The organism is Caldithrix sp., from assembly GCF_056497305.1.
On the sequence record NZ_JBSMDE010000003.1, the window covers coordinates 53,875 to 68,699 of the forward strand.

General features: G+C 44.8%; 10 protein-coding genes and 1 pseudogene. 3 read left to right on the forward strand and 8 right to left on the reverse strand.

Annotated features, from left to right (window positions below; translation table 11 throughout):
- Positions 1 to 357 precede the first annotated feature (357 nt).
- Positions 358 to 1,590 carry an MFS transporter gene (locus ACWB0I_RS00225; RefSeq protein ID WP_479386009.1) on the reverse strand — a complete coding sequence of 411 codons (1,233 nt, stop codon included), beginning with the start codon at positions 1,588 to 1,590 and terminating at the stop codon, positions 358 to 360.
- 381 nt (positions 1,591 to 1,971) lie between these two features.
- Positions 1,972 to 3,228 carry an ROK family transcriptional regulator gene (locus ACWB0I_RS00230; protein ID WP_479386010.1) on the reverse strand — a complete coding sequence of 419 codons (1,257 nt, stop codon included), beginning with the start codon at positions 3,226 to 3,228 and terminating at the stop codon, positions 1,972 to 1,974.
- Positions 3,229 to 3,451: 223 nt separating this feature from the next.
- Here ACWB0I_RS00230 and ACWB0I_RS00235 point away from each other — a divergent pair, with 223 nt between their 5' ends.
- On the forward strand, positions 3,452 to 5,554 hold the full coding sequence (locus ACWB0I_RS00235; RefSeq protein WP_479386011.1) for a DUF4954 family protein: 2,103 nt from the start codon (positions 3,452 to 3,454) through the stop codon (positions 5,552 to 5,554).
- A 280-nt stretch (positions 5,555 to 5,834) separates the two neighbouring features.
- Positions 5,835 to 6,677, forward strand: coding sequence for an LOG family protein (locus ACWB0I_RS00240; protein WP_479386012.1), 843 nt, complete (start codon positions 5,835 to 5,837; stop codon positions 6,675 to 6,677).
- A 27-nt stretch (positions 6,678 to 6,704) separates the two neighbouring features.
- On the opposite strand, the gene ACWB0I_RS00245 is transcribed toward ACWB0I_RS00240, so the two are convergent.
- The 6 genes and pseudogenes from ACWB0I_RS00245 to ACWB0I_RS00270 form a co-directional block, all read right to left on the reverse strand.
- A complete protein-coding gene (locus ACWB0I_RS00245; protein ID WP_479386013.1) occupies positions 6,705 to 7,631 on the reverse strand; it encodes an NAD(+)/NADH kinase in 927 nt (308 codons plus the stop codon).
- Positions 7,631 to 7,852, reverse strand: a complete 222-nt coding sequence (gene xseB / locus ACWB0I_RS00250) for an exodeoxyribonuclease VII small subunit (RefSeq protein ID WP_479386014.1) — start codon at positions 7,850 to 7,852, stop codon at positions 7,631 to 7,633. The genes ACWB0I_RS00245 and xseB overlap by 1 nt, the downstream gene beginning before the upstream one ends.
- Positions 7,827 to 9,059: an exodeoxyribonuclease VII large subunit gene (gene xseA / locus ACWB0I_RS00255; protein WP_479386015.1), complete on the reverse strand. Its 1,233-nt coding sequence runs from the start codon at positions 9,057 to 9,059 to the stop codon at positions 7,827 to 7,829. Before xseA ends, xseB begins: the two co-directional genes overlap by 26 nt.
- 174 nt (positions 9,060 to 9,233) lie before the next feature.
- On the reverse strand, positions 9,234 to 9,782 hold the full coding sequence (locus ACWB0I_RS00260) for a tetratricopeptide repeat protein (protein WP_479386016.1): 549 nt from the start codon (positions 9,780 to 9,782) through the stop codon (positions 9,234 to 9,236).
- Positions 9,783 to 9,866: 84 nt separating this feature from the next.
- Positions 9,867 to 9,944, reverse strand: a pseudogene (locus ACWB0I_RS00265) (zinc ribbon domain-containing protein); the annotation flags it as partial.
- Positions 9,945 to 10,916: 972 nt separating this feature from the next.
- Entirely contained in the window at positions 10,917 to 13,430 is a 2,514-nt protein-coding gene (locus tag ACWB0I_RS00270) for a glycoside hydrolase family 3 C-terminal domain-containing protein (RefSeq protein ID WP_479386017.1), read from the reverse strand.
- A 299-nt stretch (positions 13,431 to 13,729) separates the two neighbouring features.
- Between ACWB0I_RS00270 and ACWB0I_RS00275 the strand changes: the two genes are divergently transcribed.
- Positions 13,730 to 14,716, forward strand: coding sequence for a T9SS type A sorting domain-containing protein (locus ACWB0I_RS00275; protein WP_479386018.1), 987 nt, complete (start codon positions 13,730 to 13,732; stop codon positions 14,714 to 14,716).
- The last annotated feature ends 109 nt before the right edge of the window (positions 14,717 to 14,825 follow it).

Below are 14,825 nucleotides of genomic sequence, written 5' to 3' on the forward strand. Positions count from 1 at the left end.
ACCTGTGTTGAAAATTTTCTTTCATGGCCTCATTCACGATCAGTATGAATTCGGAATATCAGCCAGATGCTCATTCAACCATTCAACAAATCAACAATTCAACAATTCAACAGTTTCACTCCACCACACGGCACAAAAATTTTCGCACGCTATTGCATTACATCTTCTGAAGGAAGTATTCTAAGGCAGCATATCCGCAACCAAAAGTGAGAGAAACTGTTTTAATCACAATTATATTTCGCGCAGATTTAGCAGATATTCGCAGAAATAATTTAAACCAATTCTTCAACACGTCCTCCCTAAAACAGCATAAAAATTTTCTCACGCTATTGCATTACATCTTCTGAAGGAAGTATTCTAATCAGCCACTACCTCAGCCTGCTCTTCAAGCGATTGATGCGACTCTTTTAACGATCTGCTGTACAATTTAAAGCTGAGCAGCATGGCCATCAGAATAAACAGGCCGGCGCTGACAAAGGGAATGGCAGGACCAAACTTATCGAAAAAATAGCCGGCCCACAGAGGCCCAACCACGCGGCCCAGGGAGGAAAACGACTGATTTAATCCTAAAATACCTCCCTGTTCATCGCGGGCGGCATTTTTGGAAACAAGCGCGGTAACCGATGGGTTGTGCATGCCAAATCCAAAAGCAATGGCGGCTACAACGAGCAGAAAAAACCCCAGGACGCGCACAAAAGGAAAGGCCAGAAAAGCCAGACCTAAAATTAGGGTGGCCGCGGTAATTAAGCGTTTTTCACCAAATCGTTTGGCCAGCTTTCCAATCAATACGCCCTGTGTGGTGGCGCTGATCACCCCAATCATGGCAAAAAAATAGCCGGCGTGTTGCGAATCATAACCAAAGGCGCGCTCCAGATAAAGAGCAAAAATAGTTTCAAAATTAGCAAACGAAGTGGTTACGATGAAAAAGATCAGAAATAAAATCCCTAAATTGGGATGATGCAAAGCGCGATATAGATTTTTCAGATTAAAGCGTCTGTAATCCCGCACCACAGGATTGCTGGTATCCACTGTTTCAGGGAGCTTTAAAAAAGCAAAGGTTAAGGCGGTTAAAGAGAGACCGGCAGCCATCATTAGAGGCACGCGGTAACCGGCAAATCCACTGACAATGCCTCCCAGGGCCGGGCCCAGAATAAAACCCAGACCAAAAGCCGCGCCAACAATGCCCATTCCACGGGCCCGCTCTTCCGGCGGGGTAATATCGGAAATGTAGGCCATAGCCGTAGGAACCGTAGCAGCAAAAATGCCGGTAAAAACACGGGCAATAAAAAGCACGGTCAGGTTGCCACCCAGGGCAAAGATAACGTGTGTAACCGCCGACCCGGCCAGACTCATCAACAGAATGGGCCGGCGCCCAATGCGATCGGAAAGCCGTCCCCAGATGGGAGAAAATATGAATTGCATTAAGGAATAGACCGTAATCATGCTGGCAATGACTTTGCCAATCTGATCCGGACTGGTTACAAACTCTTCCAGATAATAGGGAATAATGGGAATGATCACCCCAAAACCAAGTAAATCGATGAAAATCACCAGGAATATGATGGTCAGTTCTTTTTTGTAATCTTTCATTGCTCCATTCTTTTTTTTTACATTTACAAATCATTTTTAATGATTTAATATTCCCACAAGTTACACAAATTTTCATGTTTGTTGCAATTTTTGAAAACGGCAGGGACAGGTCGTTTTAGAGCGAAGTATTTTAACAGAGGTTGTGACATGGACAATTTTAATTCATAAACAAATTACTACTCAATAATGGAAAGCAACTTGATAAATATACTTACCTCTATGCCTGGTTTAAACTTTTTATCCGGGCAGAAATACCAGAAGGTTCTGTGCTCCAATGCATGCCAGCTTAAAGCCTGCGGGAAGGGAAAAGCCCTGCTGCGAGCCCAGACGGAGAGGCTAGATATCTCCTATCTAAAGAACCAGGAGGTAGAATCCTGTGGTTTAATTTCTGAAAACTTCGCGGTACTTGGAGATATTCAGTCTTTGATTGTAAAACAGGTCTTCCAGAACCAAAGCCACTGCGCCGATGATCGCTGCATTTTCTCTCAGTTTTGCCTTTTTAACCTTGACAATCCGACTTGGAGTGCGCAAAATGTCCTGCTTAATCTGCTCTTTAATAATTTTTAACAAGAGTGGATCATAAGCAATGGGTTGTCCGCCAATGACCACCAGTTCCGGATTGAGCGTATTGATTAGATTAATACAAATGACACCGACTAAAAAGCCGTATTCTTTGATGAGCTCCAGAGAGAGCGGATTATTATTGTGCGCTTCTTCCAGAATGTATTCAACACTTAATTTTTTTTCATCTAACTGACCGTTGTAATCGCCGTTTAATCCTCGCCTGGCGCCCTCCAGAAGTACCTTTTCCGAAAGGATGTCCCCAAAATTTTTGTGCCCATCGTACAAAAGCTGGCAATACCCCTTCTCTTTGATCAGAAAGCCGACGTCGTAATAGCCCACTTCCCCGGCAGAAGCAGACACACCGCGTAACAATTCACCATGAATCATAATGCCAGCGCCGACGCCATCCCCTACCCACAAATAGACCATATCATTTACACTCTTCCCCGATCCAAAATGGAATTCGCCAAGGCTGATGGCTTTGACGTCATTTTCAATAATCGTTTCAATATTAAAGCGCTTTTCAAACGATTTTTTAAGCGGAAAGCCCACCCAATTTTTAAGAGTGTCCGACTCCTGGATTTTACCATTCTGATAATTCACCAACCCGGGAATGGCAATACCAATGCCAATGGGTCTTGCTTTTTTAACCCAACCTATTTTTAAAAATTTTTCGATGTAGAAAAAGGTCTGTTCCACAATTCCTTTCAGCGGAGCCCCCGGTTTAAAGGAGAAATAATCAATATTGTAAATTTTAGCATTCAAATCACTCAGAGCCACGCGTGCATGGTCGCGTTTTATTTCCACTCCAATGGCAAAGCCCGATTTGGGATTAAACTCCAGCAAAATGGGTTTACGTCCCCCAAGCCTGGTGGAATTGCCCATCCCAATTTCATGAATGTAGCCCAATTCGAGTAGATTGCTGATGATTTCAGAAACAGCAGCCTTAGACAACTTGTAACGCTTTGCCAGTTCTGCCCGTGAAATCGGTCCGTCATTCTTGATAAAGCGCAATATGTTTAATTCATTGAACTCCCTGACCAATTTAGGCCCATACCCTGCTTCACGAATCATTCCATTCCTTTTCTTTGTTCGTTTTCTTAACAATCAATGTAAAGATAATATAAAAATTATCTGAATAAAAGTATTTCTCTTAATAAATAGTAGATTTTTATGCTATTTTGTATTATTATTTAAAAAAGGCGCAGTTTAAATTGAAGAATCAGCGCCTTTATCTAATAGCGTATGGTTGGTTAATTTGCTAAACAGACACACTTCAATAGAAAGGGGAAAAGACATGGAAGATCCTTATTTTTTCCGAAATCAACTGATCGATCCGGGACGCTTTCGCCCTCTTAAAGCGGATGAGATTGAAGTTTTAAAAAGCCATAACAATTCGGCTGAAGACTGGGCTAAGGTGCTGGTCACCGATCAATTTGATCCCAACCTGGTTAAAAATTGTGAATTCTGGGGATTGGTGCGCATTGGCGATTTAAAATCTTCATTTATTGAAGCCGATTCGCTGCGCCTGCCGGTGGGCTTGTACAACAGCACCATTGATTCATGCGATTTTGGGGACCAGGTTGTTGTGCGCAATGTCGGTTACCTGTCTCATTACGTGGTAGAGGATCGGTGCCTGCTTTTTAATGTGGATGAGTTGACTGTTAGCGCCAGTGCCAAATTTGGTCAGGGGATTATTAAAGAAGGCGAATCGGAAGATGAACGCATCTGGATTGAATTGGCCAATGAAAACGGCAACCGGGCCATTCTGCCCTTTGCTTCCATCCTTCCGGCCGATGCCTACATCTGGTCCAGGAATCGGGCCGACAAAATGTTCCAAAGAAAGTTAGTTGAGTTAACGGACAAATTAGATGATGCCAAAGCAAGGCCCTATGGCCTCATTGGCAGGCAATCGGTCATCAAGGACAGCCGTCTGATTCGCGACACACGGTTTGGCGCTTTTTGTAAAGTTAGCGGCGCCAACCGGCTGGATAATCTAACCATCCTGTCCAGTAAAGATGAACCGACCGAAATCAGAGAAGGAGTGGAATTGATTAATGGCATTGTCGGCTATGGCAACCACATTGTTTACGGCGTTAAGGCCATAAATTTTATTACCGGCCGAAACGTTAATTTACAGTACGGCGCCCGCTTCATTAACTCTTTTCTGGCCGATAATTCAACGGTTTCCTGTTGCGAAGTATTGAACAACCTGCTCTACCCTTTTCATGAACAGCATCACAACAATTCCTTCTTAATTGCCACAACCGTACAGGGCCAGGCCAATATTGCAGCCGGAGCAACGATTGGTTCGAACCACAATTCCCGCGCCCCCGACGGCGAAATTTTTGCCGAACGCGGCTTCTGGCCCGGGCTGTGCAGTAATTTTAAGCACAACAGTTACTTTGCGCCCTTTGCCCTACTGGCCAAAGGCAACTATTACAGCGAGCTGAACATTCAACTACCCTTTGCCCTGGTCAGCCCGGGTGATAAAAACAACGAAATTAACATCTATCCCGGCTATTGGTTCAAACACAATATGTACGCCCTGGCCCGCAATAGCTGGAAATTCAAAAAACGGGACAAACGCGTGGTTAAAGAGCAAAAGATCGAAACGGATTTTCTAGCCCCGGACACTGTAGAATGGATGTTTAAAGGCATTGAAATCCTGCAACAGGGCATCAACCAGGCGGCCCGGCAAACCCTGTCCATCACTCAGATTCTTGATCAACAAAAGACCATTGATAAAGAATTGGAGGTAAAGCTTAACGACTTTGTTTACCACGGAGTGGCCAGAGTGCTAAAGCCGGCTCAGGGCCTGCAAATTTATTTCCAAATGATCGATTATTACGGCGCCCTGGCCCTGTTTAAAATTTTAACCGAAGAAAAATTAACAACCATAGCGGCCTTACAATCCTACTTGCAAAGCCATTTGACGCCCTTTTACAGGGATTGGGAAAACTTAGGCGGCCAATTAGTCCCTACCGATGAAATCCGCAGGTTAAAAGAAGATGTTAAAGCCGGTGTGCTCGATTCATGGGAAAAGGTACATCAACGTTACAACGACTGGTGGGAAAACTACCCCCAACAAAAACTTAGCCATGCAGTGTACAGCCTTCTGGAATTGCATCAACTTACAGTGAATGATTTGAATCTGCCATTTGTCAAACAGGCCTTACAACGGGCCCAACACATAGCAGAAGAATTGCGGGCCAATGCCTTTACTTCCCGGGAAAAAGATTACACCAATCCCTTCCGCAAGATGACCTACGAAAACGACCAGGAGATGGAAGCAGTTTTAGGGAAAGTAGAAGACAACAGCTTTTTGATTGAACTCAAGGAAGAAGTTCAAGTAATGAATCAGCAGATTGAGGCATTGCTACAAAACTTAAAAGAATAATCCGGCCGGCCTCGTTTTATTTTAGGTTCTAAAAACGGGGCCTTTGTCTGGAATTGGCATTTTCGTTAAAAAACGTTAACATCGGTGGTTGGCGGTTTTGTTGAGCGAACAAGACAGAAGACAACGCACAATTCTTGACCTTGGCTTATTTTTCCTCAAAAAACAGAGAAAATGTTCCGAATATGGTGATGTTCCAATCTGTATTCGAATCCGCAGCGTAGCCGGGCAGGTTGGGCAGAAAACGAAAGCCATCAAACGCACTCAGAGCAGGAGTTACATTATGAATAAAAAGAAAAAGTTTCCGGTAAAGGCTTACAAAAATTTAGAGTTCCTTAACAGTCCGGAGGCGCGGCCGATTCGGATTCTGGCCGAATTTACTGAACCCAGTGTACGATTCAAAAAATTTGGCATTCACAGCACGGTGGTCTTTTTTGGATCGGCGCGCGTGCGGCCACACGAACTGGCCAAAAAGGAATTAAAAGAGATCGCCAAACAATATGATGAACAGCCCAGCGAAGAACTGGAGCGCGAACTTTCTGCCGCCCGACTTCGTTTGCGTCTTTCCAAATATTACGAAGACGCCACCGAGCTGGCCCGCCTTTTAACCCAATGGGCCATCGAAAAAGGCAACGGCAAACAGGCGCTTTATGTTTGCACCGGCGGCGGGCCGGGCATTATGGAAGCAGCCAACAAAGGCGCCTATCTGGCAGGTGGGAAATCCATCGGTTTGAATATCTCTTTACCGCATGAGCAGGAACCCAATCCATTTATTTCAGAAGAATTGGGCTTTGAATTTCACTACTTTTTCATGCGTAAATACTGGTTGGTCTATCTTTCCAAAGCGCTGGTGATTTTCCCGGGTGGCTTTGGCACCCTGGATGAGTTAATGGAAGTGCTGACGTTATTGCAGACAAAGAAGATTCATCGTCCCCTGCCCATTGTGGTCTTTGGACAGGACTACTGGCAGGAAGTCATCGATTTTGAAGCCATGGCCCGTTGGGGCACCATTGCCTACAAAGACCTGGAGTTCTTTAAATTTGTCAACTCGGCCGAAGAAGCTTTTGAATATTTAAAAGGAAAGCTGGAACCATGGGCTGTTGCGGATCTACCGCTTAATGAGTGAGTCGGCTTTAAAGGAAGCTGCTTTAATTTATTCCGATTTGTTTTCACCGTTTTTGTAAGACCAGCGCTTTTTGTCTCTGAAATCTTCGCCCCAGTGCAATTTACTGCGCAGGGTTTCATAAAAACTCTTTTCTCTCATTTTTACCAGATTCACATTAAAGGGCGCCCGACTTAAGGTAAATTGGCTCCCGCTGCTAAAACTTTGAACCAATTGTCCGTCTCTGAACAGCTTCACCTCTTTAAATTCCGTAAAGACTTCCAGAGTAATAACGCTGCTGTCGTCAATGACCACCGGACGATTGGTAAGCGAATGGGGGCAGATGGGATTGATAATGAACACATTGGTTTCCGGAATGACGATTGGACCGCCGGCAGACAGGGAATAGGCTGTGGAACCTGTAGGGGTAGAGATAATCAGGGCGTCGGCAATGTACGAGTTTAGCAGCTTTCCATCCACATGGGTTACAATTTCAATAACACGCGAGAATCCGGCTTTGTCGATCACAAAATCATTAAAGGCGAAATATGTTTTACCACTGGCCCGATCTTCGCATTGCAACAGACTCCTCTTCTCAACAAAATATTTCTTATTGAGAAAATTCTCAAGATGCCCGGTCAACTCCTCCGGCGAGGTTTCTGCTAAAAAGCCCAGACCGCCTAAATTAACGCCCATAATAGGAATTTGCCGCTGGCCGATTAATTGCACGGAGCGCAAAATGGTGCCATCCCCTCCGAGGGCCAGGACCAGATCGGAATGCTGCAGCAAATCCTCCAGCGAACTGATCTTCAATTGTTCGAACTGGTCTTTAACAAAAACAGAATCAAAGGTACACAAGCGGAACTCAACCGGAAACCGTTTGTTCGTTTTCTGCCAATCGTTTAAGATTTTCAGGGGAACTAAAATTTGTTCTTTACGTGGATTGACAAGAATGCCAATGGTCAATGCCTTTTTCATTACAAATCGCTCAGGTTAAAATTTCCTTCGCTGTCCCTGGTCAATTTTTTAACCCTGGTTTCGGCTTCATTTAATTTTTGCAGGCAAAATTGGATTAATTTTTGTCCTTCTTCAAAGGCTTTAATACTCTCATCCAGGGAAATTTCACCGCTTTCCAGCTGATTAACGATCTCTTCAAGGCGGCTTAACGCTTCTTCAAATTTCATCTTTTTCGTTGCCATCGCTTCCCTTTTCTATTTTGACTACCTGGCCCCAAATTTCCCCTTTGAACAACTCGGTTCTGGTTTGCTGGCCAATCCCGACCTGAGTGGCATCTTTTAACACCTGACCATTAATATAGGTAATACTGTAACCTCTTTCCAGCACTTTTTTGGGGTTTAAATTTAACAAACGTACTTGCATCTGTTCCAGGTGTCTTTTTTGCAGATCTATTTGTTGCAGAAAGTTTTTGAGCATCTGGGATGTGAGTTCATCTACGCGTAAGGCATACTGGTGTAGCAAGTCTTCCAAACGGCGTAGGCCGTAACTCCGCTGAATACTCACGAGTTTTTGACGCTCGCGTTCTATTCTTTGCAGGAGGGCTCTTTTCATGCGTTGAGCCATGAGCAAAATATTTTGCTTAATCTCGCCAAAATCGGGCACGGCTAATTCGGCTGCGGCCGATGGCGTCGGCGCGCGTAGATCGGCTACAAAATCGGCAATGGTAAAATCAATTTCATGTCCCACTGCCGAGATAACAGGAATCTCTGACTCAAAGATAGCCCTGGCCACGGGTTCTTCATTGAAGGCCCACAGGTCTTCCATTGAGCCTCCGCCGCGGCCCACAATAAGCAAATCAACCTGTCCATAGGCATTAAACTCTTTAATAGCCCGCGCAATGTCCTGAGCGGCTCCTTCGCCCTGAACCTGCACCGGACGCAGAATGATTTGAACATGGGGCGCCCGACGACTGAGCACATTGATGATATCGCGAATGGCAGCTCCAGTGTCCGAAGTTACCACACCGATTCTTCGGGGAAATCGCGGTAGGGGTTTTTTATGTTGTTCATCGAATAGCCCCTCGGCTGCCAGCTGCTTTTTCAGGCGTTCAAATTCCATTTGCAGGCGACCCAACCCGGCCGGCTGGATGTGAATGATATCAAAATTGTAGCGTCCACTGCGTTCGAACACTCGAACATTTCCCAGAGCCTGCACGCGCAGGCCATCTTCTAGCTTAAAATCGATGTTCATCACACGCGAACGCCAGATCACTGCTGAAATTTGAGCCTGAGCATCTTTGAGGGTAAAATAATAATGGCCCGAAGAATGCGCTTTAAAGTTGGAAACTTCTCCTTCGAGCCAGAGGGTAGGAATACCTTCTTCTAAAAGTTGTTTTATGGTGCGTGTCAGTTCACTGACGGTAAAAATACGGGTCTTTTCTTGCCACATTTGATCAGTCTGTACCCCAAAAGGATAAGGTTCATCAACGGATGAACCCTATCGAATTTTCTTTTTATGACGATTTTTTCTTAAACGTTTTTTCCTCTTATGAGTCGCCATCTTTGCGCGTTTTCTTTTGCGTCCACAAGGCATCTTCCGTCATCTCCTTTCAATGGTTTAAACTTATTTTAACATCTTCTTTGCTTCTTCAATAAATTTCTGGGCCGTCTTTGCTTCTTCTGACTGAGGATGAACCTGGATTAATGTATTCCAGGTAGCGATCGCTGCATTAAATTGTTTTAAATTGTACTGAATCACGCCCTTGTTGAACAACCCCAGCCGGTGTTGTGGATCGATGCGCAAGGCCTGATCGACAAAAACGAGGGCTGAATCTAGTTGATTCAAATTAAAGTAAGAAACTCCCAGATCAATGAATATCTCGGGTCGTTTTACCTGATGATCAATGGCCCGCTTGTAATACACTTTGGCTAAATCAAAACGACCGATATCAAAATAATTGTTGGCCAGATGAATCATTAGATCTGTATTGTTCGGATCATTTTTTAATTGGTCTTTGATATCCTGGATGTGTCTCATTTTTTCCATATCCGGATGATTGGGCGGCAATTGTCCGGAAGCGGATGTCTGTTTCTGCTTTTGTAAAAAGAGCTTGGTGTGCAATTGTTTTCTATTACTGCTTAATATCAGCAGTATGACAATGATTGCAAACACAAAGGTGGCCAGCAGGGCCAGCAGGGCCTTTTTACTAAAAGACTCCGATTGGTTTAATGGCTTTGTCTTGGTATCTTTTAATTTTGCTCCACAATTAGGGCAAAAATTTACCTGGCCTTTGATTTCGGTGCCACATTTCGGACATTTAATAGTCTTTGCTATGTCCCGCTCCTTTCCATATTAAATTAGCTAACAATTTTAATATTTTTAACTATTAAAGTCAATTTAATTTTTAGCAATACTAAATATGCCCCAAAATTTTTCTGACAATTTTCCAAAGGAATAAGTGAGCCAGCAGAGTCGTGACCATTAATCGTCCTTAAAAAACAAAGCATAACCACGAGTGTACGAAAGAGTATTTTATAATTAAAAATTACGAATTACGAATTATTTTGTGAAGGGGCAAGTTGTGCCCGGGCGGTGAAGGCCCGTGCCGACGTGTCATTCTGAATCCCGATTCATCGGGATGAAGAATCCCTTACACTGGTAGTCTGAACTCCCCCTCTCCCGATCTTCTGGAAAGGGGGCCAGTGGGTGAGGGCTAAATAAAAAATCCATTACACCTGCATACTATTCGCAAGCGCAACGTAACTCGAGCTTCAGCTCGAGACCTCCACTGGCAGACACAAGCGAAGAAAGTGTGTGTGTAAGAGTTAAGAGTGTAATAGTTAATTAGTTAAATGGTTGAATAGGTGAATGGTTGAAAGGTTGAATGGTTAAAAAGTTAAATGGTGCTGAGTATCGTTCTGATTCCCGATTCATCGGGAAGAAGAATCCCTTACACTTGCAGACAATTCGCAAGCGTAACGTAACTCGAGCTTCAGCTCGAGACGCTTGTAAGGGCGAAGCATTTTTTGCAAAGTCTTTCTCAAGAGTGATTTTAACTTGTACACAAAGAGGTTGCGCTAATTGTAACAACCTTCAGGAAAATGCTTCGCCCTTACACCTGAAAACGATTTCTCCGCTCAGCCTGTCGCTATCGTTCCGCACCTTGGTCGAAATGACAGTAAGCGTGGTCATGAGCCAACGTGTCATCTCAAAGTGCTTCCGACCTGTCGTAAAAACTTCGGAATAATGAAATCTGCAAATCGTTCTTAAAACCGGCAACAAAATTTTAGTCCGTCAATGCATTCCTTAATGTTTCACCAGAAACCCTTTTTTCAGGCGAATATCTCGTGAAGAAGAACCGATTAAAATCTGATATTTACCTGGTTTGACCTGCCACTTCTTTTTTACATGGTCAAAAATCAGTAGATGCTCAGGTAAAATGTCAAACGAAACAATTTTACTTTCGCCAGGTTCTAAATAAACTTTTTGAAAGCCTTTCAACTCTTTCTCCACAGTCAGCACATCCACTTCTCTGTGCAAGTACAGTTGAACGACTTCGGCTCCGGCGCGCTGCCCCTTATTGGTAATTTTACAGCTTACTTTCAAACGGCCATTGCTTGCAATGGAACGGGCTGACAATTTCAGATCATCGTAATCAAAGGTTGTGTAGGACAGTCCGTAACCAAAAGGAAACAAGGGTTCCATATCCTTTTTATCAAAATGGCGATAACCTAAAAAGAGGCCTTCTCCATATTCAATGGCTTTAGGATTTTTAGAGAAATCAGCCTTGTAAATGGGGGGATTGACAACAGGCGGATAGTAATAATCGTAGGCCGCAGCATCCTGCCAGCGTTTTTCAATAGAAAACGGCAATTTCCCTGAGGGATTGACCTCGCCCAACAGGATATCTGCCACGGCCTGGCCTGCTACCTGTCCCAGGTAAAATGTGTGCAAAACAGCCTGTACATCTTCAATCCAGGGCAAACAATCAACACCTCCGCCTGCAGTAAGCACAACAATGGTTCGCTCATTTAAACGAGCGCTTTCCTTAATTAAACGATTTTGTTCTTCAGGCAGGGCAAAGGGACGATCGTGCCCTTCCCCTTCCACATCCGGCGTAAAACCTACACAGACAACAGCTGCATCATAATCTTTTATTTTTGCCAATTTTTGTTCCAAAGGAGCCTCGTCAACCAGACCATAGCCAAAACGAATGACTCCCTGCCCTTCATGATTGTAATAATCAAGGCGTAGTGAATAGACTTTGCCTTTGCGTAGTTGCACTTCAGCAAAATTCTTTTGAACCGCATGATCGTTCCAGTCGTCAATAATCTTTTTGCCATCCAAAAACAGGCGGACGCCATCGTCGGATTCGGTGGCAAACACATAAGTCCCGCTGACCTCTGGTTTGATGTAACCGCGCCAGCGGATGGAATAGTTTGCGTTTTTAACGCCAAAGGCTGGCGAGGTTTCGCCAAAATCAAAATCGATTTTTTGATCGATCCGACGAAAAACAGGCGGGATTTGTAAGCGTCTATTATTGTAAAAGATGGCTTTTAAACCGTTCTGCTTTAAATCCGACGTAACGTAAAATTGGCTGTTTGCAACCATTTTTGAGAACACAGGATAACGGTCGGTGTTTAAAAAATCGACCGATATTTTTTGCTTTTGGGCCAGATTTTGCAGGGCTTTGAAAATACTGATCTGGCGGTAGGGTTTAACATAAGCCGAACCACCACCGCTGGTTGGCGTGGGATCGGCCGTTGGGCCCAAAACAACCACTCGTTTAATCTCCGGGGGCTGAAGAGGGAGCACATCATCCTCATTTTTCAGTAGAACAATGCCTTCTTCTGCCACCTTTAAAGCCAGCGCATGATGAGCGTCCCAGTCAATCGCCGGTTTTGGGCGATTTTTATTAAATAGATCCATACTCAGACAAACGCGTAAGATGCGACGTACTTTGTCATCAATCAGTTTTTCATCGAGCTGACCATTTTCAATAGCCGGCACAATATGTTCTGCGGTCATGTAGCGGGCTTCCGGCATTTCCAGATCGAGACCGGCTTTTATTGCGGCCGCACTGTGTACGGCTCCCCAATCCGACATAACCAATCCCTTAAACCCCCATTCTTTTTTTAAAACATTCTGGATCAGAAAAGCATTCTCCGTGCAATGGACACCGTTTAATGGATTGTAAGCGGCCATAACGGCCAGAGCCCCGCCTTTTTGCACGGCTGCCTTGAAGGCTGGAAAATAAATCTCACGTAGGGTTCGTTCATCCACATTGGAGCTCACCCAGTGCCGGTCATATTCCTGATTATTGGCCACAAAATGCTTAACGGTGGCCACTACCTGATTGCTTTGCACACCGCGAATGTACTGCACGGCCATTTCGGAGGTTAAAAACGGGTCCTCGCCAAAATATTCAAAATTGCGGCCGCACATGGGCGCTCGATAGATGTTGACGGCCGGAGCCAACAAAATGCCGATTTCCTTGGCTCTGGCTTCCCGGCCGATGGCCTTGCCCACGTCCAGAGCCAGCTCGCGGTTCCAGGTGGCACTCAAGGCAATGGCCGCCGGAAATGCCGTCGATTTGCCATTGGCCCGAATGCCCAGTGGGCCGTCAGATAATTTGACTTCCGGAATGCCCAGACGCGGAATCCCCTTCAGGTAAAATCCTTTTGTTCCCCCAAGGTATGCGATCTTTTCCTGCAGCGTCATTTTAGACAGCAGACTACTGGCTTTGTAATCAACCCCATTAAACTGGGCAAAAAGTGAACTTAATCCGATTAAAATAAAGATGATTAAACGTGAAATCATGGTACCGTCCTCTTTATTTTACCTGAAGCAAAGTTACAAAAAATTGGTTTCTCATTACAATTCTTTATGCAGATTATTTTCATTAAGACGCCAGAACAAGCCATCCCGGCAGAGAACTCAATCCTACAGTAGAGAATCTGGATGATTTCTGGCCATTAAAAGGCCATCCTGAATTTCTTACTGAAACCAGCGCCTGTGGTGTGCAAAGAATTCGTCCGATCTGCTATTGGACATTTAAATTTGGCAATTTTAAAATTTTGCATTAAAATAAAACAGATAGTAAAAAGAGGAGGAGAACAATGTCTGTTTCACGCATTTCTTTGATTAGCCTCATTTTTATCGGTGCTTTATTCTCCGGGACACCGGTCATTGATGGCATATTTGACGGCGAGGCGGTATGGGGCCAGCCGGTGCATGTGGCCGATGGCCTTCCCGGATTTGCCGGAGCCAACGCTAAAGAGATTTATGTCACCGATGATGAAAATTACATCTATTTTGGCGCTAAAGTTTCGGCCGGGAAATGGATGAGCTGGGCTTTCATCGTCAACACCAAAAGCGGTGGTGGCAGTTACGATTCCTGGTCGCGCTCTATCGATTACGCCCATGCGGATCTGCCTGACTATGCCCCGCGCGGACATTTTGGCGGCACCGGCGATCAAGACAATAACTATGCTGAACTAAATTACTGGAACGGAACGGCATGGGATGGTTACGTGGGACTGGCTCAAAGCGAATTCGCCGACACCATCTCCGTTAATGATGTAGTCGATGGCTGGATCGAAATACGTATTCTGAAAAGCGAAATGGGAAATCCGGATGTGGGCGACGTGCAGTTCTACATTACCGGTGATAATAACAACCACGGCAATTTTGACTCATGCCCGGATGACGACACAGCCAACGACTGGGATATGTCCGCCAATCATAACATTCTGGACACCTATCAGATGAATGTGACGCTCAATTCTTCGGCCTCCGCCCTGCCAGAAGAAAAGCTACAACCGTCTGCTTTCCGGTTAATGGGCAATTTCCCCAATCCTTTTAACCCATCGACCACTATTCGCTTTACCACCCGCGCTCATGCTCTGGTGGTGCTGGCCATCTACAATACCGACGGACAGGAAATCTGGACTGGCGAACGCTCCTTTGCCCGCGCAGGACAACACGACTGGAACGTTTCCCTCAACCAATTGGGGAAGCAAGTCTCTTCGGGCGTTTATTATTATTCCCTGATCGATCGTGACAGCGGACAGCGACAAAATGGTAAAATGGTGCTGATTAAATAGCTAATTCAGCATAGCCGTAATTCTTAAAAAACCGCAAAGAGGGCCCGTGCCAGCATGTCATTCTGATCCCCCGATTTATCGGGGGAGGAAGAATCCCTTACACCTACAG

Bases quoted from the DNA above. Each gene is read 5' to 3' on its own strand.
- ACWB0I_RS00225 (WP_479386009.1), bottom strand. From the start codon at position 1,590: ATGAAAGATTACAAAAAAGAACTGACCATCATATTCCTGGTGATTTTC.
- ACWB0I_RS00230 (WP_479386010.1), bottom strand. From the start codon at position 3,228: ATGATTCGTGAAGCAGGGTATGGGCCTAAATTGGTCAGGGAGTTCAAT.
- ACWB0I_RS00235 (WP_479386011.1), top strand. From the start codon at position 3,452: ATGGAAGATCCTTATTTTTTCCGAAATCAACTGATCGATCCGGGACGC.
- ACWB0I_RS00240 (WP_479386012.1), top strand. From the start codon at position 5,835: ATGAATAAAAAGAAAAAGTTTCCGGTAAAGGCTTACAAAAATTTAGAG.
- ACWB0I_RS00245 (WP_479386013.1), bottom strand. From the start codon at position 7,631: ATGAAAAAGGCATTGACCATTGGCATTCTTGTCAATCCACGTAAAGAA.
- xseB (WP_479386014.1), bottom strand. From the start codon at position 7,852: ATGGCAACGAAAAAGATGAAATTTGAAGAAGCGTTAAGCCGCCTTGAA.
- xseA (WP_479386015.1), bottom strand. From the start codon at position 9,059: ATGTGGCAAGAAAAGACCCGTATTTTTACCGTCAGTGAACTGACACGC.
- ACWB0I_RS00270 (WP_479386017.1), bottom strand. From the start codon at position 13,430: ATGATTTCACGTTTAATCATCTTTATTTTAATCGGATTAAGTTCACTT.
- ACWB0I_RS00275 (WP_479386018.1), top strand. From the start codon at position 13,730: ATGTCTGTTTCACGCATTTCTTTGATTAGCCTCATTTTTATCGGTGCT.